At 65.4% G+C, this 19,958-nt stretch carries 24 protein-coding genes and 1 riboswitch; of the genes, 12 read left to right on the forward strand and 12 right to left on the reverse strand.

Features of this window, described 5'->3' with window-relative positions; translation table 11 throughout:
• Positions 1-294 precede the first annotated feature (294 nt).
• The 5 genes from lpxK (at position 295) to P5W99_RS11955 (ending at position 4,148) form a co-directional block, all read left to right on the forward strand.
• Positions 295-1,365: a tetraacyldisaccharide 4'-kinase gene (gene lpxK, locus P5W99_RS11935; RefSeq protein WP_434662572.1), complete on the forward strand. Its 1,071-nt coding sequence runs from the start codon at positions 295-297 to the stop codon at positions 1,363-1,365.
• Positions 1,346-1,576 carry a Trm112 family protein gene (locus P5W99_RS11940; protein ID WP_434660899.1) on the forward strand — a complete coding sequence of 77 codons (231 nt, stop codon included), beginning with the start codon at positions 1,346-1,348 and terminating at the stop codon, positions 1,574-1,576. Before lpxK ends, P5W99_RS11940 begins: the two co-directional genes overlap by 20 nt.
• 2 nt (positions 1,577-1,578) lie before the next feature.
• Complete coding sequence (kdsB, locus tag P5W99_RS11945) at positions 1,579-2,382, forward strand: 3-deoxy-manno-octulosonate cytidylyltransferase (protein WP_421043186.1); 804 nt, start codon at positions 1,579-1,581, stop codon at positions 2,380-2,382.
• A 180-nt stretch (positions 2,383-2,562) separates the two neighbouring features.
• Positions 2,563-3,225, forward strand: a complete 663-nt coding sequence (gene adk / locus P5W99_RS11950) for an adenylate kinase (RefSeq protein ID WP_421024620.1) — start codon at positions 2,563-2,565, stop codon at positions 3,223-3,225.
• 164 nt (positions 3,226-3,389) lie between these two features.
• Positions 3,390-4,148 (forward strand): 3-hydroxyacyl-CoA dehydrogenase, encoded by a 759-nt coding sequence (locus tag P5W99_RS11955; protein WP_421024621.1) that lies wholly within the window; start codon positions 3,390-3,392, stop codon positions 4,146-4,148.
• A gap of 96 nt (positions 4,149-4,244) precedes the next feature.
• Here the strand turns inward: P5W99_RS11955 and P5W99_RS11960 are convergent, their stop codons facing one another.
• On the reverse strand, positions 4,245-5,084 hold the full coding sequence (locus P5W99_RS11960; RefSeq protein WP_421025259.1) for a SirB1 family protein: 840 nt from the start codon (positions 5,082-5,084) through the stop codon (positions 4,245-4,247).
• Positions 5,085-5,089: 5 nt separating this feature from the next.
• Entirely contained in the window at positions 5,090-6,640 is a 1,551-nt protein-coding gene (gene murJ, locus P5W99_RS11965; protein WP_421024622.1) for a murein biosynthesis integral membrane protein MurJ, read from the reverse strand.
• 365 nt (positions 6,641-7,005) lie between these two features.
• On the opposite strand from murJ, the gene rpsT reads away from it, so the two are divergent.
• Positions 7,006-7,278, forward strand: coding sequence for a 30S ribosomal protein S20 (rpsT, locus tag P5W99_RS11970; protein WP_035522092.1), 273 nt, complete (start codon positions 7,006-7,008; stop codon positions 7,276-7,278).
• Between the two features lie 162 nt (positions 7,279-7,440).
• Here rpsT and P5W99_RS11975 read toward each other — a convergent pair whose 3' ends face one another.
• Positions 7,441-7,788 (reverse strand): DUF3579 domain-containing protein, encoded by a 348-nt coding sequence (locus tag P5W99_RS11975; RefSeq protein WP_421024623.1) that lies wholly within the window; start codon positions 7,786-7,788, stop codon positions 7,441-7,443.
• Between the two features lie 535 nt (positions 7,789-8,323).
• On the opposite strand from P5W99_RS11975, the gene argF reads away from it, so the two are divergent.
• Positions 8,324-9,253 (forward strand): ornithine carbamoyltransferase, encoded by a 930-nt coding sequence (gene argF / locus P5W99_RS11980; RefSeq protein ID WP_434660902.1) that lies wholly within the window; start codon positions 8,324-8,326, stop codon positions 9,251-9,253.
• 68 nt (positions 9,254-9,321) lie between these two features.
• Here argF and P5W99_RS11985 read toward each other — a convergent pair whose 3' ends face one another.
• The gene (locus P5W99_RS11985) at positions 9,322-10,137 is read right to left on the reverse strand and encodes an IclR family transcriptional regulator (protein ID WP_421024625.1); all 816 of its coding nucleotides are present in this window, start codon (positions 10,135-10,137) and stop codon (positions 9,322-9,324) included.
• A gap of 104 nt (positions 10,138-10,241) precedes the next feature.
• Between P5W99_RS11985 and P5W99_RS11990 the strand changes: the two genes are divergently transcribed.
• Positions 10,242-11,432: an acyl-CoA dehydrogenase gene (locus tag P5W99_RS11990; protein ID WP_421024626.1), complete on the forward strand. Its 1,191-nt coding sequence runs from the start codon at positions 10,242-10,244 to the stop codon at positions 11,430-11,432.
• 116 nt (positions 11,433-11,548) lie between these two features.
• Here P5W99_RS11990 and P5W99_RS11995 read toward each other — a convergent pair whose 3' ends face one another.
• Positions 11,549-12,187: a peroxiredoxin gene (locus P5W99_RS11995; RefSeq protein WP_421024627.1), complete on the reverse strand. Its 639-nt coding sequence runs from the start codon at positions 12,185-12,187 to the stop codon at positions 11,549-11,551.
• 348 nt (positions 12,188-12,535) lie between these two features.
• Here P5W99_RS11995 and P5W99_RS12000 point away from each other — a divergent pair, with 348 nt between their 5' ends.
• From P5W99_RS12000 to P5W99_RS12010, 3 genes are all read left to right on the forward strand, one after another.
• Positions 12,536-12,838, forward strand: a complete 303-nt coding sequence (locus tag P5W99_RS12000) for a DUF883 family protein (protein ID WP_028220165.1) — start codon at positions 12,536-12,538, stop codon at positions 12,836-12,838.
• A 158-nt stretch (positions 12,839-12,996) separates the two neighbouring features.
• Entirely contained in the window at positions 12,997-13,383 is a 387-nt protein-coding gene (locus tag P5W99_RS12005) for a phage holin family protein (protein ID WP_421024628.1), read from the forward strand.
• Positions 13,384-13,419: 36 nt separating this feature from the next.
• Complete coding sequence (locus tag P5W99_RS12010) at positions 13,420-13,890, forward strand: DUF3318 domain-containing protein (protein ID WP_421024629.1); 471 nt, start codon at positions 13,420-13,422, stop codon at positions 13,888-13,890.
• Between the two features lie 8 nt (positions 13,891-13,898).
• Here P5W99_RS12010 and P5W99_RS12015 read toward each other — a convergent pair whose 3' ends face one another.
• The 7 genes from P5W99_RS12015 to glyA all read right to left on the reverse strand — a co-directional run bounded on the left by P5W99_RS12015 (position 13,899) and on the right by glyA (position 18,627).
• Positions 13,899-14,339 (reverse strand): type IV pilin protein, encoded by a 441-nt coding sequence (locus P5W99_RS12015; RefSeq protein ID WP_421024630.1) that lies wholly within the window; start codon positions 14,337-14,339, stop codon positions 13,899-13,901.
• Positions 14,340-14,359: 20 nt separating this feature from the next.
• Positions 14,360-14,827 (reverse strand): pilus assembly PilX family protein, encoded by a 468-nt coding sequence (locus P5W99_RS12020; protein WP_434660906.1) that lies wholly within the window; start codon positions 14,825-14,827, stop codon positions 14,360-14,362.
• Between the two features lie 53 nt (positions 14,828-14,880).
• Positions 14,881-15,678 carry a PilW family protein gene (locus P5W99_RS12025; protein ID WP_421024632.1) on the reverse strand — a complete coding sequence of 266 codons (798 nt, stop codon included), beginning with the start codon at positions 15,676-15,678 and terminating at the stop codon, positions 14,881-14,883.
• Positions 15,675-16,073, reverse strand: coding sequence for a hypothetical protein (locus tag P5W99_RS12030; protein WP_421024633.1), 399 nt, complete (start codon positions 16,071-16,073; stop codon positions 15,675-15,677). Before P5W99_RS12030 ends, P5W99_RS12025 begins: the two co-directional genes overlap by 4 nt.
• A gap of 47 nt (positions 16,074-16,120) precedes the next feature.
• Positions 16,121-16,666, reverse strand: a complete 546-nt coding sequence (locus P5W99_RS12035) for a GspH/FimT family pseudopilin (RefSeq protein ID WP_434660908.1) — start codon at positions 16,664-16,666, stop codon at positions 16,121-16,123.
• A 212-nt stretch (positions 16,667-16,878) separates the two neighbouring features.
• Entirely contained in the window at positions 16,879-17,361 is a 483-nt protein-coding gene (gene nrdR / locus P5W99_RS12040) for a transcriptional regulator NrdR (RefSeq protein ID WP_035522065.1), read from the reverse strand.
• 18 nt (positions 17,362-17,379) lie between these two features.
• Positions 17,380-18,627, reverse strand: coding sequence for a serine hydroxymethyltransferase (glyA, locus tag P5W99_RS12045; RefSeq protein WP_421024635.1), 1,248 nt, complete (start codon positions 18,625-18,627; stop codon positions 17,380-17,382).
• A 175-nt stretch (positions 18,628-18,802) separates the two neighbouring features.
• A riboswitch (ZMP/ZTP riboswitch) is annotated at positions 18,803-18,979 on the reverse strand.
• Positions 18,980-19,188: 209 nt separating this feature from the next.
• Between glyA and ydfG the strand changes: the two genes are divergently transcribed.
• Entirely contained in the window at positions 19,189-19,935 is a 747-nt protein-coding gene (gene ydfG / locus P5W99_RS12050; RefSeq protein WP_434660911.1) for a bifunctional NADP-dependent 3-hydroxy acid dehydrogenase/3-hydroxypropionate dehydrogenase YdfG, read from the forward strand.
• Positions 19,936-19,958: the final 23 nt, after the last annotated feature.

Consider the following 19,958-nt stretch of genomic DNA (forward strand, 5'->3'; position numbering starts at 1 on the left):
AAGTTATCCACAGACGTGCTACGCATCGGCGAGCCGTGCTGGCGCCGCCGGATTCACGCCACCGCTTGGCCATGCAGCTTGCCGCCCGCCGCTCACCCGCGCTAGAGTGCCGGGTTCACGACGGCCCTTTCGCGACGCGATATGACACGACAGCGAGCCGTCCCTGCTTTCCCTGCGGCGCTTTTTGCTTCTGGCTCCCGCGCCCGCTTCGAACTGGAGAACCGCTCCGATGTCCGTTCTGCCCGTCAGCCTCCGGTGGCTTTCGTACGCAAGGCCCGCATGCCGCACACGCCGATGAGCGGTCTCGTTGCCGATCTCAAGGCGCGCGCCGAAGCCGGCCTCGCGCACCAGTGGCAGCAGCGCGGCGCACTCGCCTGGGCGCTCGCGCCGCTTTCCGTTGTGTTCGCCGCCGTGAGCGGCGCGCGGCGCGCGGCCTATGCCGCGGGCTGGCTCAAATCGGTGCGCGTGGGCGCGCCGGTCGTGGTGGTCGGGAACGTGACCGTGGGCGGCACCGGCAAGACGCCCACGGTAATCGCGCTCGTCGAGGCACTGCGCGCCGCCGGCTTTACGCCCGGCGTCGTTTCGCGCGGCTACGGCGCGAAAGTGCCGCGCCCCACGCCGGTGACGGCGGACACGTCCGCCCGCGCATGCGGAGACGAGCCGTTACTGATCGCGCGCCGCACCGGCGTGCCGGTCTGGGTCTCGCCCGATCGCGTCGCGGCGGCGCAGGCATTGTGCGCGGCGCACCGCGACGTCGACGCAATCGTGAGCGACGACGGCCTGCAGCACTACCGTCTCGCGCGCGACTTCGAGCTGGTGGTCTTCGATCACCGGCTGGGCGGCAATGGTTTTCTGCTGCCCGCCGGGCCGCTGCGCGAGCCGCTCTCGCGCCAGCGCGACGCCACGCTCGTCAACAATCCGTTCGAGCGCGCGCTGCCCGACTGGCCGAACACCTTCGCGCTCAAGCTCGAGCCCGGCGAGGCCTGGCATCTCGCGAACCCCGCCCTGCGCCGGCCGCTCGCGCAATTCGCAGCGCAAGCCGCTGCGAGCGCGTCCGGCGCACCCGGCCAGCCGCCGCAGCGCATCGTGGCGGCCGCCGGCATCGGTTCGCCGGAGCGTTTTTTCGCGACCCTGCGTGCGGCGGGCCTCGCGCCGCAAACGCTCGCGCTGCCCGACCATTACGACTACGCGACGAACCCGCTCAGCGAGGTCGCGGCCGACGCCATCCTGGTCACCGAAAAAGATGCCGTAAAATTAGCGGCCTGGAACGACGCGCGCATCTGGGTCGTCCCCGTTGAAGCCGCGCTCGATCATCGCCTCATTACCCTGGTTGTGGAGAAACTCCGTGGACGCCCGTCTGCTTGAAATCCTGGTCTGCCCGATCTGCAAGGGCCCGCTCAGCTACGACCGCGCCGCGCAGGAATTGATCTGCAACGCCGACAAGCTCGCCTATCCGATTCGCGACGGCATTCCCGTCATGCTCGTCGACGAGGCGCGCCAGACCGTCGAAGGCACGCCGGTCGATCCGGCCGGCCCCTCCGGTTCAAGCGGCTCAAGCAGCTCAAGCGACACCTGAGCATGACCGTGCCCGCGCAACCCTTCATCGCCGTCGTACCGGCGCGCCTCGCCTCGACCCGGCTGCCTGACAAGCCGCTTGCCGACATCGGCGGAAAGCCAATGGTCGTGCGGGTCGCCGAGCGCGCCCGCGCCTCGGGCGCGCAGCAGGTGCTGATCGCCTCGGACGCCCAGAGCGTGCTCGACGCCGCGCGCGAGCACGGCTTCGACGCGGTCATGACGCGCGCCGATCACCCCTCGGGCACCGACCGCCTGGCCGAAGTTGCAGAGCACTTTGGCTGGAGCGACGACTTAATTGTGGTCAACGTTCAGGGCGATGAACCGCTAATCGACCCCGCTTTGGTGTGCGACGTGGCGTCGCACCTCGCTGCGCACCCGGAGTGCGCGATCGCCACGGCGGCGCACCCCATCACCGCCCCCGGCGAGATCCTGAACCCGAACGTGGTGAAGGTCGTGCTCGATGCGCGCGGCGTGGCGCTCTACTTCTCGCGCGCCCCCATTCCGTGGGCGCGCGACGCCTGGCAGCCGCACTGGTCACCGGCCCGCCTCGATCTGGCCGCCATGCCCGCCCCACCGGCCCCGGCGACCGTTTATCGGCATATCGGCCTGTATGCGTATCGGGCGAAATTCCTGCGCAGCTACCCCTCGCTCGCGCACTCGCCGATCGAGCAGGCCGAAGCTCTCGAGCAGCTACGCGCCATGTGGCATGGCGAGCGCATCGCGGTGCTCGTCACAGCCGAGGCGCCGGCGCCCGGCGTGGACACGCCCGCCGACCTCGCCCGCGTACAGGCGCTATTCCGTCCTTAAGAGGGGTCGTGGGCCGAAAATCCCATGGCATAATCGGTTGTTTGCGCGAGCCGTCGAAGCCTTTGTGCGTGGGGGTTCCCCGACAAGGCCTGCCGAAGAGGAGACGCACGACGCCGCCGATGCCGCCCACGAGGGCCGCCGCCGCGCCGCAAGAATTTACATAGATCGGAGAAAGTTGAAATGCGTTTGATCCTGTTGGGCGCCCCCGGCGCGGGCAAGGGAACCCAGGCAAACTTCATCAAGGAGAAGTTCGGCATTCCGCAAATCTCGACGGGCGACATGCTGCGCGCGGCCGTCAAGGCCGGCACGCCGCTCGGCGTCGAGGCCAAGCGCTACATGGACGCGGGCGACCTCGTGCCCGATGCGCTGATCATCAACCTCGTGAAGGAACGCCTGCAGGAACCCGACTGCAAGAACGGCTACCTGTTCGACGGCTTCCCGCGCACCCTGCCGCAGGCCGAAGCCATGAAGCAGGCCGGCGTGGCCATCGACTACGTGCTCGAGATCGACGTGCCGTTCGACGAGATCATCGTGCGCATGAGCGGCCGCCGCGTGCACCCGGCGTCGGGCCGCACCTATCACGTCAAGTTCAACCCGCCCAAACAGGACATGGTCGACGACGTGACGGGCGAGCCGCTGGTCCAGCGCGACGACGACAAGGAAGAGACCGTGCGCAAGCGTCTCGACGTGTATGTCGCGCAAACGAAGCCGCTCATCGCCTACTACAGCGACTGGGCCCAGCGCGGCGAGGAAAACGGCATGAAGGCGCCGCAGTACCGCGCCATCGCGGGTCTCGGCAGCGTCGAGGAAATCCGCAACCGCGCGTTCGAAGCGCTCAAGTAAAACGTCTTTTGCCGGCCGCGCCGGGCGATCCCCGGCGTGACGCCGGCCTCCCCGTTCCGGCCGGTCCTCGTCCTTTTGCTCCTCTTAGCCGTGGAGTCGCGGGCTGACCCGTTGCGGGGTCACGCCGCAAGAAATTACCCATCGAGCAGCAAGGAGGAAGACAGATGCAAATCCGCGACAACGTATTTCTGATCACCGGCGGCGCGTCGGGCCTTGGCGCGGCCAGCGCGCGGCTCATCGCGGCCGAAGGCGGCAAGGTCGTGCTCGCCGACCTCAACGAGGAAGCGGGCCATGCGCTCGCGCAAGAACTCGGCGGCACCTTCGTGAAGTGCAACGTCGCAAGCGAGGAAGACGGCGCGCTCGCCGTGGCCGCCGCCACTGCGGCAGGCACCTTGCGCGGCCTCGTAAACTGCGCGGGCATCGCGCCCGCGGTGAAGACTGTCGGCAAGGACGGCCCGCACCCGCTCGACGCGTTCAGCAAGACCATTTCGGTCAATCTGATCGGCACTTTCAACATGATCCGCCTCGCGGCGGCGGCAATCGCGCAGACCGCGCCCAACGAGGGCGGCGAGCGCGGCGTGATCATCAACACGGCATCGGTGGCCGCGTACGACGGCCAGATCGGCCAGGCGGCCTATGCTGCCTCCAAGGGCGGCGTCGTGGCGATGACGCTGCCGATCGCGCGCGACCTCTCGCGCAACGGCATCCGCGTGATGACGATCGCGCCGGGCCTGTTCGAAACGCCGATGCTGCTCGGCATGCCCAAGGAAGTGCAGGACGCGCTCGGCGCCATGGTGCCGTTCCCGCCGCGCCTCGGCAAACCCAGCGAGTACGCGATGCTCGTCAAGCAGATCGTCGAGAACCCGATGCTCAACGGCGAGGTGATCCGCCTCGACGGCGCGATCCGCATGCAGCCGAAGTAAACAGGCTCGCATCCGGCGTAAAAAAACCCGCGAACGAAAATTCGCGGGTTTTTTGTTTGCAGAATTTACACAACGCGCGCCAGCGCGGCGCGCCGATCAATCGTTATCGAGCGTGCGCTGGCGCAGTTCCTGCAATTGCGACTCGACCACCATGGCGTCCTCGGCGTCGGGGCGCTCGTCGAGATAATGCTCGAGATCCTCCAGCGCGGGCCGCAGGTAATCCAGGCGCGCATACGCAAAGCCGCGATCGCGCACCTCCTCGATGCTCTCCGGCAACAGAATCACCAGCCGCTGCTGGATGCCGAGCAGGCGCTCCCAGCGCTCGGTCTGCAAGTACACCGATTTCAGGTTGCGCAGCATGCGCGCGACGATCTCGCGCCGCGTGGCCGGTTCGAGCAGCATGCGCAGCGCCCGCGCGACGGAGTCGCCCGCACTCGTCACATAGGGCTCGAGCATCTCGACCATGTCGGATTCGGTGAGCGTGCGACCGGTGGTGGGATCGAGCATGGCGTCGCCTTCGGGCAGCGAGACGCGCAGCAGGAAGTGCCCCGGAAACGACACGCCCTGCACCGGCAGCCCGAGTTGCCCCGCAATCTCCAGGTAGAGCACCGCGAGCGAAATGGGAATGCCGCGCCGACGCTTGAGCACGACATTCAGATGACTGTTATCGGGATCGAAAAAGTCGTTGAGATTGGCGCCGAAGCCCATCTCGCGAAAGAACACGCGGTTCAGAAACGTGATCTGCTGGCGCACGTCGATGCCCTCGGGCATGCGCTTTTTCACGCGCAGCGCCAACTCGTCGATTTCCGCGAGCGTGCCTTGCACGTCGAGGTCGGGGTAGGCGTCCTGCGCGATTGCGAGCGCCGCTTCGGTGAGCGGCAGGCTGTCGTCGTCGGCCACGAGTGCACTGAAATAATCGAGCACCCGCGTGTTCATCGTGATCACTTCGCGCGCCTCTTGAAGTATGCGTATTTGAAGCCCATCAACCAAAGCATACCGAAATATAGCGTGGCGAACAGCACGAGGCAGGCGGCGAGCAGCGCCATGCGCGCAAGCGGCTCATGATGCAAGCCGATCCAGTCGTAGCTGATCGCACACCAGTGCATCGCACCGGAAAGCACGAGGCATGCCCCGAGCAGCTGTACGAAGAAGCGGGTCCAGCCCGACGACGGCATATAGATGCCGCGGCGGCGCAAGCCGATGAACAGCAGCAGCGCGTTGATGCAGGCGCCGAGCCCGACCGAGAGCGTGAGGCCCGCGTGCGCGAAGATCGGCACGAAGACATAGTTGCCGATCTGCGTGGCGACCAGCACGCCCACGCCGATCTTCACGGGCGTCTTGATGTCCTGGCGCGCATAAAAACCGGGCGCGAGAATCTTGATGAGAATGAGCCCGATGAGCCCCACACCATAAGCGGTGAGCGCGCGGGCTGTCATGACGACCGAATTCGCGTCGAACTTGCCGTAGTGGAACAGCGTGGCCGTGAGCGGCTCGGAGAAGAAGAACAGCGCAACCGCCGAAGGCGCCGCGAGCAGGAAGGTCACGCGCAGGCCCCAGTCGAGCAGCGCCGAATATTCGTGCGGATCGGCATCGACGTGCGCTTTCGACAGGCTAGGCAGCAGGATCGTGCCGAGCGCCACGCCCAGCAGCGCGGTGGGGAACTCCATCAGACGGTCGGCGTAATTGATCCACGAGACCGCGCCCGCGCCCAGACGCGACGCAATGTTCGTATTGATGATGAGGCTGATCTGCGCGACTGACACCGCGAACATGGCCGGCACCATTTTCGCGAGCACGCGCTTGACGCCGCGATGCGCGAGCGCCTTGAGCGGATTGAGGCCGATGCGCGGCATCATGTCGATCTTCTTCAGCCCCGGCAGCTGCACGACGAACTGCAGCACGCCGCCGACGATCACGGCCCACGCGAGCGCAAAGACCGGCTGCTTCATGTGCGGCGCAAACGCCACCGCCGCCGTGATGAACGCCACGTTGAGCAGCACCGGCGCGAACGCGGGCAGCGAGAACTGCTTGTACGTGTTGAGCACCCCGGACGCGAGCGACGTGAGCGAGATGAACACGATGTACGGGAACATGATGCGCGTCATCGCGACGGCAAGTTGATACGCCTGGCCGTCGTTCTTCAGGCCCGTGGCCACCACCGTCACGACGAACGACGCCCCGACGATGCCCAGCACCGAAAGAATGGCGAGCGCCCACGCGAGCACCGTCGAAGTCGCATCAACGAGATCGCGGGTGGCGTCGTGCCCCTTCTGGCTCTTGAACTCCGCGAGAATCGGCACGAAAGCCTGCGAAAACGCGCCTTCCGCCGAAATGCGGCGCAGCAGGTTGGGGATGCGAAACGCGACGTAGAAGGCGTCGGTGTACTGGCTCGCGCCGAATGCGCGGGCAATCAGCGTTTCACGGGCCAGTCCGGTCACGCGCGACAGCAGCGTGAAGCCGCTGACCGTCAGCAGGGCTCGGAATAGATTCATGGGGCGCTTATTATACGGGTGCCGCCTGGTCCGTCGCCGCTTCGTTCCTGCTTCGTTCCCGATAAGGGACGGCACGCCAGGCGCATCGCCGTTGCCACGCCCATGATTTCATTGCTATAATTCGCGGTTTCGAGTTTCACTGGCACTCGAGAATCGCGTCTTGGAAAGGGAGCGTTGAGCGGTCTGCGTTTCAGGCCCTCTTTGCGCTTTGGCACAAAAGACGCGGCTGGCAAGCTGGATCAATGCCGGCAAATACCGTTTTGTGCTTTCGGGCAATCACCCGGAAGTTCAAATCCAGGCAAGGAGCGTCGCTCTGCCCGACCCGGAGTCGGCGAGCTGAAGCTCTCGAAACATAAGGAACCAACATGGCAAATTCCGCACAAGCACGCAAGCGCGCCCGTCAGGCCGCTAAGGCAAACTCGCACAACTCGGCGCTGCGCTCGAAGTTCCGCACCGCTATCAAGGCTGTCCGCAAGGCGATCGACGCTGGCGACAAGGCAAAGGCTGCAGAAGTCCTGAAGGCCTCGGCAAAGACGCTCGACATCATCTCGGACAAGAAGATCGTTCACAAGAACAAGGCTGCTCGCCATAAGAGCCGCCTCGCAGCTGCCGTCAAGGCAATGCAAGCTGCGCAATAAAGCGCAGACAAGAGTCGGACCGTCCGCCACGGCGGGCGCTTTCTGATTCCGCTGCACAAAAAAACCCGCTTCGGCGGGTTTTTTATTGCTGCAATTCCGGCGACGCCTGCGCCACTGCGCGGCGCAGGCGCAAAAAAACCCGCCGCAGCGGGTGGGTGCGATTCAGCGGCTGCCGCCCTGCTGTGTCGCGTGATCCTGCGGCAACTCGCAGGCCTCGGTCACCACCAGATCGTTGTCCTTGGCGAAATTCATCACGAAGTTGAAAGCCATCGGCTCGACGTCCTTCAAGCGCGAATCCAGCACCACGACCTTGAGGTCGCCGATCATGGTCGGCCGCACGTACAGCGAATAGCGCAGATAAGCGTTCGGCCCGCGCGCATTGGCGGGCGCCTTCGGGCCAAAACTCGACATCACCCCCGCCAGGCGCTCGGACCAGTCGCTCGGGCGAAACTTTTTCCCCGTACTGGTGATGCCTTGAATAAAGTATTCGGTTGGAGCGTCGTCGGCCATGTAGGGTACCTGTATGACTGCGCGGAGCCGCGGTAACGCGGTGCGCTTATGCGGCTGAAACGAGAGCACGAGCACGCCGCTCCGCGCTTGTCCCGCAGAGCGCCAGCCGCGGGCGGTTCGCCCGATAGCCGCGTGCAAATACAGTCCGATGGAGAGGGGAGAAGCCGGTCGCGCACCCCGACCGGCGCGGCGCCGCATCGCATGTGCAGCGCGCTTTCCGGCCAGCGCACAGGCCGCTCCCGCGAGCCCCGCGTCTTGCGCGTCGAGCCCGCTGTCGTGCCTGAAAAATCTTTGAGATTATAGCGCAGCAGCACTTTTGACGCACTGCACATAGGACAGCGGGCCGGGGGCCGCGTTGCGCATTGCCCTGGCTTTCTTCCATGGCGCCGAAGTCCACCTGGCCCCGCCCCCGCCTTCCGGCCGACTCGTCAAAGTCCGCAAAATCCTTTATGCTGCATTGACTTACCACCAACCGCAGCGGCGTCGCCGGCTCCAACCTGCAGTTCGAGGCCGGATCAGGCGCCGTTTTCGTTTCATGACCTCCCGGACCATTCGCCATTACCTGCAGTTCAAGGATTTCTCCCTTGACGATTATGAATATGTGCTGGAGCGCGCGCGCATCCTGAAGCGCAAGTTCAAGAACTACGAGACCTATCATCCGCTGCACGACCGCACGCTCGCGATGATCTTCGAGAAGAGCTCCACGCGCACGCGTCTGTCTTTCGAAGCCGGCATCTTCCAGCTTGGCGGTCACGCCGTGTTCATGAACACGCGCGACACGCAGCTCGGCCGCGGCGAGCCCATCGAGGATTCGGCGCAGGTGATCTCGCGCATGGTGGACATCATCATGATCCGCACGTTCGGCCAGGACATCATCCGTCGCTTTGCCGAAAGTTCGCGCGTGCCGGTCATCAACGGTCTCACGAACGAGTACCACCCCTGCCAGGTGCTGGCCGACATCTTTACGTACTACGAGCATCGTGGCCCGATCCGCGACAAGACCGTGGCGTGGGTGGGCGACGCCAACAACATGCTCTACACGTGGATCGAAGCCGCGCAGATCCTCGACTTCAAGCTGCGCATCTCCACGCCGCCGGGCTACCCGCTCGATCCTGCTCTGGTCGCGCCGGAAAGCGCGCCGTACTACGCGGTCTTCGACGACCCGAACGAGGCCTGCGCGGGCGCCGACCTCGTCACCACGGACGTCTGGACCAGCATGGGCTTCGAAGCGGAAAACGAGGCGCGCATGAAGGCCTTCGCCGACTGGTGCGTGGATGCAGAAATGATGGCGCGCGCCAACCCCGACGCCCTGTTCATGCACTGCCTGCCTGCACACCGCGGCGAGGAAGTGAGCGCCGAGGTGATCGACGGCCCGCAAAGCGTGGTCTGGGACGAGGCGGAAAACCGCCTGCACGTCCAGAAGGCGCTGATGGAGTTCTTGCTGCTCGGCCGCCTGAATCACTAAGCCGGCCCTCCGCATCATGTAAAAAGCCGACCCTCGGGTCGGCTTTTTTTCGTCCATGGCGGCGCGCGTCAGACCGTCTCGCCGAGCCTGCGCGCCAGCAACTTCAGCAGCGGCGCCACGCGCTCGCGAAACACTTCCGGCCCCATCGACGAAGCGGGCCCGCTGCAACTGAGCACCAGCCAGCGCCGCTCGCGCGGCTCGCGAAACGGCACTGCTACGGCGTTGACATCGTCGTGCCAGTCGCGAAACGAATAGCAGACGCCCTCCTTCGCGAAAACCTCGATCTCCCGCTTCGCCGCCGCAACCTGCGCGGGGCCGTCAGCACCCGCGGCCTTTTCCAGTTCCGCGAACAGCGCCTTACGCACCTCGGGCGGCTGCACCGCCAGATATGCGCGCCCCATGGAGCTCGTCAGCATCGACAGGCGCGAGCCCGATGCGAGACCCAGCGTAAGCGCCGTCTCGCTGCGGATCGTGTCCAGATAGATCACGTCGAGGCCGTCGCGACATCCTAGCGACACCGCCGCCCCCACCTCGCGCGCGAACACGCGCATATGCGGGCGCGCGAGTTCGAGCGTGTCCGTGCCGGAAAGCAACGCAAACCCCAGCGACAGCACGCCGGCGTCGAGCGCATATTTGCCGAGTAATTCGTCGAAGCGCAAATAGCCGAGCACCGTAAGCGTATAGGCGAGCCGGTTGACGGTTGCCTTCGGCAAGCCAGTGCGCTCGACGAAATCGCGGTTGCCGAGCAGCGTTTCACCGGGCCGGAAAGCACGCAGCAGTTCGAGCCCGCGCGCGAGCGCCACGACGAATTTGCGCTCGTCGATCGGGCCCTCCGCCAGCGCGGAAGAAAGCGATGAAGACGTGTTCATTTCAGATGCAGACATGAGCGAGCTGGTGATACACTAAGGTGAATTTGCAAAACATTGTTCCGCATAGCGGAACTTCAGTCAAGCGCAAATTGTCCATTTCGAGATTTTGGAGAGACACCATGGCCGCACATGCCCAGTTTCATTGGGAAGATCCTCTGCTGCTCGACCAGCAGCTCACCGAAGACGAGCGCATGGTGCGCGACGCCGCCGCCGCCTACGCGCAGGACAAGCTCGCGCCGCGCGTGCTGGAAGCGTTCCGCCACGAAAAGACCGACGCTTCGATCTTCCGCGAAATGGGCGAAGTCGGCCTGCTCGGTCCGACCATCCCCGAGCAATATGGCGGCCCGGGCTTGAACTATGTGGCTTACGGCCTGATCGCACGCGAAGTGGAGCGTGTCGACTCGGGCTATCGCTCGATGATGTCAGTGCAGTCGTCGCTCGTGATGGTGCCGATCCACGAATTCGGCTCGGAAGCGCAAAAGCAGAAGTACCTGCCGAAGCTCGCGAGCGGCGAGTGGATCGGCTGCTTCGGCTTGACCGAACCGAATCACGGCTCCGATCCGGGCAGCATGGTCACGCGCGCGAAGAAGGTGAACGGCGGCTACTCGCTCTCGGGCGCCAAGATGTGGATCACGAATTCGCCCATCGCCGATGTGTTTGTCGTCTGGGCAAAGCTCGAAGAAGACGGCAAGGACGAGATCCGCGGCTTCATCCTCGAGAAAGGCTGGAAGGGCCTCTCGGCGCCGGCGATCCACGGCAAGGTGGGCCTGCGCGCGTCGATCACCGGTGAAATCGTGCTCGACGAGGTGTTCGTGCCGGAAGAGAACATCATGCCCGGCGTGAAGGGCCTGCGTGGACCGTTCACGTGCCTGAATTCGGCCCGTTACGGCATCGCCTGGGGCGCGCTCGGCGCGGCTGAGGCCTGCTGGCACACGGCGCGCCAGTACGTGCTCGACCGCAAGCAGTTCGGCCGCCCGCTCGCGGCCAACCAGCTGATCCAGAAAAAGCTCGCCGACATGCAGACCGAAATCACGCTCGGCCTGCAAGGCTGCCTGCGCCTCGGCCGCATGAAGGACGAGGGCACGGCGGCGGTCGAGATCACCTCGATCATGAAGCGCAACTCGTGCGGCAAGTCGCTCGACATCGCGCGCCTCGCGCGCGACATGCTGGGCGGCAACGGCATCTCCGACGAGTTCGGAGTGGCGCGCCATCTCGTGAACCTCGAGGTGGTGAACACCTACGAAGGCACGCACGACATCCACGCCCTGATCCTGGGCCGCGCGCAAACGGGCATTCAGGCGTTCTTCTAAAACGCCCCTCCCCGCAGCCGTTGGCGTATGAAAAAAGCGCCGCGCGAATCGACTCGCGCGGCGCTCTTTCATTTTGGTGCCGCGCGTTCGGTGATCGGCGCGGCCAGGCCTGTACGTTACTTGTTCGGTTGCGGCGTCAGGCGCAGATAAGGACGCAGCGCCTTGTAGCCCTTCGGAAACTTCTGCTTGAGCACCTCTTCGTCCTTCAGCGACGGGACGATCACGACATCGTCGCCGTGCTTCCAGTTGCCGGGCGTCGCGACCTGATAGTTGTCGGTGAGCTGAAGCGAATCGATCACGCGCAGCACTTCGTCGAAATTGCGGCCCGTGCTCGCCGGATACGTGATGATGAGGCGCACTTTCTTGTTCGGATCGATCACGAAGAGCGAGCGCACCGTGAGCGTCTCGTTCGCGTTCGGATGGATCATGTCGTACAGCGTGGACACCTTGCGGTCGCCGTCCGCGAGAATCGGAAAACCGACGCTCACCGCCTGTGTCTCGTTGATGTCCTTGATCCACTCGTTGTGCGATTCCGCGCTATCGACCGAAAGCGCGATCGTCTTGACGTTGCGCTTCTCGAACTCGTCCTTGAGCTTCGCGGTCAGGCCCAGCTCGGTTGTGCAGACCGGCGTGAAATCGGCCGGATGCGAGAACAGCACGCCCCAGCTGTTGCCGAGCCAGTCATGAAACTTGATGCGGCCAACGCTCGAATCCTGCTCGAAGTCGGGTGCAATATCGCCAAGACGCAGACTCATGGTGCGGTTTCCTTTGAACGAGGTGGGCGGTCCGTTACCTGCATCGGCGCATCGCCCGTTGATCCAGTGAACATTTACAAGATAGAAGCATACAGGGCACGCTCATGCCCGGCGAACGAACATCGGGTCAGACCGATATGAGTTTTGGTAATTTTGGCCATGATCGTGGCAACTCGCGGAAACTTTACGTTCCAGATCAACTCCATATTTGTCTTATCGTGGCGGCTGTTACGCTCCTCCCTCAGGAATAAATCGTGCGGGAGCTAGCGGGCGGCGGCCGGCCACGCTTGCCAGCGCGCGTATCTTTGTTACGATTCACGCGTGGTATGACACGATGGGAGTTAGTCAATGTCAGAGGTCAATAAGGAGAGGCTGATGTCGGATATCAAAACCGTCCTCGCGGATGCGGAGGACTTGCTCAAGCAAGCGGCGAGCGCCACCGGCGAACGCGCTTCCGAGCTTCGCGAAACGGCCCTCACGCGCCTGAAGCAAGCCAAGGAAAAGGCGGCCGACGTTCAGGTCGTTGTGGTGGAGAAAGGCAAGAAAGCGGCGCGCGCCACTGACGATTACGTGCACGAACACCCGTGGACGTCGATCGGCATCGCCGCCGGCGTGGGCGTGCTCGTGGGCCTGCTGATCAACCGCAAGTAAGACGCGGCGCATAGCCGCAGCGGGCGGCCCACGCAAGGCCGCACCCCACGCCAAACCACAAGCTGGCAGGCCGGTGCGCTGCACCGGCCTGTCTTTTCTGGGCGCTTTTTTTCGCGCATTCGCCTCGCGCACGCGCGTGGGCGCCAACCGCATTCGCCATGACGACAGACACCCAATCGCAGCGACACGAACATGGAGCGGCGCGCCGCCTTCTCAGCTCCGCGTTCGCGATGCTTCATACGCGGCTCGAGCTGATCGGCATCGAACTGGCAGAGGAGAAGGAACGCCTGCTCGGCATGCTCCTCCTCGGACTCGCGGCGATGCTGCTGGGGACCATGGCGCTGATCGCGCTGACCGCGCTCGTCGCGATCGCTTTCTGGGACACCTGGCGCTGGCAGGCGCTCGCCGGGATCACGGCCTTCTATGCGCTCGGTGCGCTCTTCTGCGGGCTGAAGGCGCGCAATGTCCTGCGCAACGCGCCGCCGGTATTCCAGGCGACGCTCGAAGAATTCGAAAAGGATCGTGAAATCCTTCGCAAGCCCTAGCCCCCGCCCGCCAACCGCCTGCCGCGAATCGAAACCATGAGCCAACCCCGATCGGACAATGCCTTTCGCCCTTCTCGCACGCGTAGCCGCGAGCTTTCGACACCGCAGCTGCGAGCCTTGCGCAAGGAGCTGCTGATCGTGCGCGCGAGCGTCGAGCGCGCCGAAATGGCTGCTTCGGTTGTCGAATTGCGCGAAACCATCACGCACTTTAGCTGGCTGCGCTTTCTCGTGCCGGGTTTCGGCAACGTTGGCGCGAGTCGCGCGGGCGCCGGATTCGGCAATCTGCTCAAGCAGTATCCGCTCTTGAGCTCTCTCGCCTCGCTCGTGCTGGCCAAGCCGCTGCGCGATAGCGTCGCCTCGGCCGCCAGGCCGGTCGTTAAATGGGGCGGCCTGGCGCTCACGGCGTGGGAGGCCTGGCGTATTTGGCAACAGGTGCGTCGCCAGCGCGGCGCGCCAGCCGGCAGCGCACGACGCTACGCGTCCGAAGAAGACGACATCACCGGCTGAGGCGCCGCTCAACGCCCGCTCCAGCAATCGCGCGCACCGGGAGCCGCCGCAAGCGCGGCCGCATCCGCACCCGGCATCTGATTGCCGCGCGAGCCATTTGCATCGAGCACGAACGCCCCACACGGGTCATCGCGCATCGGGCCGCCCGGCACAGGCGCGGCCACAATGGTGTAACCGCCGTTCATTTCGTCCGCCGCCGAAAGTTTCAGCCGATAAACCGCCGCTCCCGCTGGCGGCGCCTGATCCATGCCCGCGGGCAATGAAGCCGGCAATGGGCTTAGCGCTTCGATGTATTGCGCGGCGCGATAGAGCGCCGCGACGGCGTCAATCCGATGCCCGCGCGCGAGCTGACTGCGCCAGCCTGGCAACGCGAAAGCCGCCACGATGGCCACTGCGGCCAGCGCAATGACCAGTTCCAGCAAGGTAAAAGCACGCTCACGGCGCGACATCTTTCTCCCCTTTATCGCCCTCAAAACGGCTGGGCAACGACACGCCGCCAATGGCGCTCGATGCGCATGCCCTCCACGACAAGCTGCATTTGCAACCAGCTTTGCGCATCGTCTGTAGCGCCGAACCCGCGCGCCGTGACAAGAAACGCTCGCACCGCCGGCCGCGCCTCGATACGCCACGCTTCAACGAGGCACTGCGGTGGCCTCGCGGAACCGGGCCACGACCCCACGGGTGTCGTGGCCCGCGCTTCGAACGCCTGCTGGCGTTGCCAGTCCTGCGGCTCGCCCGACTGCGCCGGAGTGGGGAGCGCTATCGTCGCGCCGTCGACCAGTGCGCGTGAACACAGAACAAGCGCTGCGTCGGCGGCGCGGAACGACTGCATCTGGTCGATGACGGCGCTGGTGTTGCGAACCGCGAATAGCACTCCCTCGAACCACGCTGCGGACGTGGCGAGCATCATCGAAACGATCAGCAAAACGACCGGCAACGCGGTGCCCCGCTGCCCCTGACGCCCACCCTGCGAACGCCGCGCCGCGCAGATCATGAGCCGGCCGCGAGCACATTGCGCAGCACAACGTGACGCCAGAACGCCTGCCGCGCGCGACCGTCGACGGCGCCGGCCGATACGCCTTCGCAATCGACGTAGCGCACGCGCTGCGCGAACGGCGCCCCGCGCACGAGCACGCATAGATCGACGGCGACGACCGAGGCCCACTGATCGTGCGAAATGGCAGCAGCATCCACGGCTTGCGCGGCGCCGGCCAGCCAGTAGCGCACACGCATGCGCTCGACGCCTTCCACGAGCGGCTGCGCCGTGCCGGCTTTACCTGAGCCCTCGCAGTAGAGCTCAGGCTCGCCGGTCGAGCCACTCGTTTTTGCATGAAAGCGGTTGAGCACCTCGGTCGGGGGCGGTCCGACCGCCTGCCCCAGGCAGTCGGTGACCTGACCATTCGCGGCAGGCCAGGTGGACTCGCCGTCGCCTCGATAGCGCACTTCGAAGCCATCCGAGCGATTCGGGAGCGCCTCGCACGTCAAACTCGCATGTGTGCCGGCAGGACGCCCAGCAGTGCAGCCAAAGATCGGTGGGCCAGCGAGCCCCTCTCGACCGTCGGCGCCCACGAACCCGGCCATCTGGATCTGCTCGCCCATGAGGATCAGCGCGTTCACGCCTGCGTCATGGATGCGGGCGGCGTCGATTGCGGCCGCGAACGCCTGGCGCTGCGAACGATATGCGGCCAGCGCGCCCGCGATCACAACGAGGCCGAGCGCCACGGCGATCGTGAATTCGAGCAGGGTGTGCCCGGCACCGGCGCGCAAGCGCAAGGAAACGCGCCTCATTGGACGAACGCGAGCGCGATGCAGGCTCGCCCCTGTGCCAGCCCGGCGCCGCCGGATTGGGCGTTTTCGCACCCATCAGCGGATGGCTGCGCGCGTGGCGCGGCCTCATCGCGCAAGGCGGCCCATGTCAGCACCACGAGCGAGGCCGTGTCCGCCGCGCTGGCCACGGTTGCGCGCCCCTCGGGCACGACGATAGCAGCACGCGCCTTCCATTGATCGCGAGGCGCGGTGCCTGTTTCCAGCGCAGCCTCGGCGATCGCGTCGGCGGCGAATGCGGCCCGCGCCCGCGCCGCAGCGACTAGCGCATGCCGCGCAAGACCGAGCTGCGCGCCCAGAAGGCCGAGTCCGCACATCGACATGAGCGCCATCGCCAGCGCGACTTCGAGCAAAGCCACACCGCGCCCGATACGCGGACCACGCCTAAAACCCTGGCTCCGCGCGCTCATGACGCCGCCCCGCATGCCCCGCATGCCCCGTCGCTCACGCGCGCACGCCCGCCCGCAGCCACGCGGATGCAGCGCCGCCATCCGGTGCCACGCATGGAAGGCGCGGCGGCGCGCGGCGCGATCTCGAAATTGCGCAAACTGCCGATCGTCTGCCCCGCGGGAGGCGTGAATGTGAGCGCCGTCAGGCCCGACGCCACAGCGATCTCATCGAGTGCCGGCTGCGCACGCAGCAACAACGACATACCCGCGCGCTCGGCCATCACGGCCCAGCCGCACGACCAATCGGCACGCCCGGACGGGCAGTTCTTCCCGGCTGCAAGACAGTGCCGGGCGGCGTCGATCCGGCACACGCTCACGCGCACCTTGCGCCGGATCGCCTCGCTGCGCGCATAAGAAAGCGTGCCGAGCAATGCGTTCGCACGCGCGTCGACCTGGTCGCGCACGCGCCACGCTACGAACACGGGCGCGCTTGCGGTGGCGCACACGGCGAGCAGGACGATCACGACCATTGTCTCGATCAGCGTGAAGCCGGCGTATTTCATCTGCACTCCTTATCGTTGAGGAATTGCAGTCACTCTACGGAAGCACAGGAAACGGAACAATTAGCCGAACGGCCAGCTTATGTGCGCACGGCCTTCACGCGACACACTACAACGGTCACGGGCAACGGCAGGGAGAGGAGGAAATGCGAGGAAGGAAAACGCGCAAGCGCTCGAAGGTAACGCGCAAGCGTTCAGAGGAATCGTGCGGGCGCTCAGCGCTTTTTGGGGGGCGTGGCAGCGCCGCTTGCGCGACGAAACTCTTCGATGACGTCCTCGAACTCGGAAACATCCTCGAAGCGCCGGTACACAGAGGCAAAACGCACGAACGCAACCGTGTCGAGCTCGCGCAGCTCCGCCATGACGAGCTCGCCAAGGCGCTCGCTGCGCACCTCGCGCTCGCCGCTGCCGAGCAGCTGATACTCGATGCGGGCGACCGCCGCGTCGATCGCGTCGGCAGCAACGGGCCGCTTGCGCAGCGCCAATTGCATGCTCGCCATGATCTTGCGGCGGTCGAATTCCGTGCGGCTGCCATCCTTCTTGACGACGGCTGGCATCGCCAGCTCGACCCGCTCGTACGTCGTGAAACGCTTGTCGCAGGCCGGGCAGCGGCGGCGGCGCCGGATTGCGGCACCGTCCTCGGACACGCGCGAATCAACGACTTGCGTGTCTTCGTGCCGGCAAAAAGGGCAGCGCATGATGCGTGGGTGTCCGGATCAGCGATAGACCGGGAAGCGCTTCGTCAGCTCGGCCACCTGCGCCTTCACGCGTTCGATGGTTGCGGCGTCTTCCGGGTTGTCCAGCACGTCGGCAATCAGGTTGCCCACCTGCTCGGCTTCCTTCACGCCGAAGCCGCGCGTGGTCATGGCCGGCGAGCCCAGGCGGATGCCGCTCGTCACGAACGGCTTTTCCGGGTCGTTCGGGATCGCGTTTTTGTTCACCGTGATGTGCGCGGCGCCCAGCGCGGCTTCAGCAGCCTTGCCGGTGATCTTCTTCGCGCGCAGGTCCACCAGCATCACGTGGCTTTCCGTGCGGCCCGAGACGATGCGCAGGCCGCGCTTGACCAGCGTTTCGGCCAGCACGCGCGCATTCTCGACCACCTGCTGCTGGTATTCCTTGAACGCCGGCGAGAGCGCTTCCTTGAACGCCACCGCCTTGCCCGCGATCACGTGCATGAGCGGGCCGCCCTGGATGCCCGGGAAGATCGCCGAGTTGATCTGCTTCTCGAATTCGGCCTTCATCAGGATCACGCCGCCGCGCGGGCCGCGCAGGCTCTTGTGCGTGGTCGTGGTGACGAAGTCGGCGAACGGCACCGGGTTCGGGTAGACGCCCGCAGCGATCAGGCCCGCGTAGTGAGCCATGTCGACCATCAGGTATGCGCCAACCGACTTGGCGATCTTTGCCAGACGCTCGAAGTCGATGCGCAGTGCGAATGCCGATGCACCCGCCACGATCAGCTTCGGCTTGTGCTCTTGCGCGAGCTTTTCGGCGGCGTCGTAATCGATGTCTTCGGCTTCGTTCAGGCCGTAGCTCACGACGTTGAACCACTTGCCCGACATGTTCACGGGCGAGCCGTGCGTGAGGTGGCCGCCGTGCGCGAGGCTCATGCCCATGATGGTGTCGCCGGGCTTGAGCATGGCGAAGAACACGCCCTGGTTGGCCTGCGAGCCCGAGTTCGGCTGGACGTTGGCGGCTTCGGCGCCAAACAGTTCCTTCACGCGGTCGATCGCGAGCTGCTCGACCACATCCACGTACTCGCAGCCACCGTAGTAGCGCTTGCCGGGATAGCCTTCGGCATACTTGTTGGTGAGCTGCGAACCCTGCGCGGCCATGACCGCGGGCGACGTGTAGTTCTCCGACGCGATGAGCTCGATGTGCTCTTCCTGGCGGCGGTTCTCGAGTTCGATCGCCTTGAAGAGTTCGGGATCGACGTTGGCGATGGTGCTTTCGGCTCTGTCAAACATACGGGTTCCGTTAAGTGTGTTCAGGTTGACCGGGTCTCGCGCGGAACGCGTAGCGGGTACGCGGCGCTGCTGGCGAAAAGGCCAGCCTTGACGTGGCGGAAGAAGGTGCCGCACACGCGAGGCAGGACAGCCACGGCCGGTAAAGGCCCAGCAGCGCTTGAAGAAGCGCACGATTTCTGGCTGCCCAGGCGAACGGCAAAACGGCACCCTGCGCTTCACGGTGGGTCGTTCCACCTTGAGCCCCCGTTCGAGCCGCGCCGCGCCAGACGCCGTGTCCAACACAAGCAGCTTAAAGGGCAATTATTACAGCGATTGCCATTCGGGGACCCTATCGCCAGTCACGCAGGGATTGAGCGCGTTAGTGTATTGGATGCGCCCGGAATAGGCAACCTGGCGGGCCGCTGCGGCGCGCGCCGCCTGTCGCGCCCGACGGGCCTGCGCGCGTCCTCCCCAAAGCCCGCCGCCGCCCGGCTCGCCGGTGTTCTGACGCTTCCTTGCCGCAGCACCGCATTACAAGTAGGCTCTCCCCTTTCTTCGCGTTCCACCGACCAGGGAGCAATCATGATCGTCTTCGTCACCGGCGCATCCGCAGGATTCGGCGCCGCCATCGCCCGAGCCTTTGTCAAGGGCGGGCACCGCGTCGTCGCCACGGCGCGCCGCAAGGACCGACTCGACGCCCTCGCCACGGAGCTGGGAGACGCCCTCCTGCCGGTCGAGCTCGACGTGCGCGACCGCGCCGCCGTCGAGGCCGCGCCCGCCGCGCTGCCGCCCGAATTCGCCGACGTCGATGTGCTCGTCAACAACGCCGGCCTCGCGTTGGGCGTCGAACCCGCGCACAAAGCCGATCTCGACGACTGGGAGACCATGATCGACACCAACTGCACCGGTCTGGTGCGAGTGACGCGCGCGTTCCTGCCCGGCATGGTGGCGCGCAACCGAGGCCACATCGTCAATCTGGGCTCGACTGCAGGCAACTGGCCGTATGCGGGCGGCAACGTGTACGGCGCGAGCAAGGCCTTCGTGCACCAATTCAGCCTCAATCTGCGTGCGGACCTCGCCGGCACCGCGCTGCGCGTGACCGATATAGAGCCGGGCCTGTGCGGCGGCACGGAGTTCTCCAACGTGCGCTTTCGTGGGGACGAGACAAAAGCCGCCAATATGTATAAGGACGTGCAACCGCTCACCCCCGAAGACATCGCCGATTCCATCTACTGGGTCGCCACGCGCCCCGCGCACGTAAACATCAACAGGATCGAACTGATGCCGGTCGCGCAGTCCTTTGCCGGCCTCAGCGTCCACCGCGGCTGAACCCTGCGTTTGCGCTTCGCCAT

Source organism: Paraburkholderia sp. A3BS-1L, assembly GCF_051125215.1.
Lineage (GTDB): Bacteria > Pseudomonadota > Gammaproteobacteria > Burkholderiales > Burkholderiaceae > Paraburkholderia.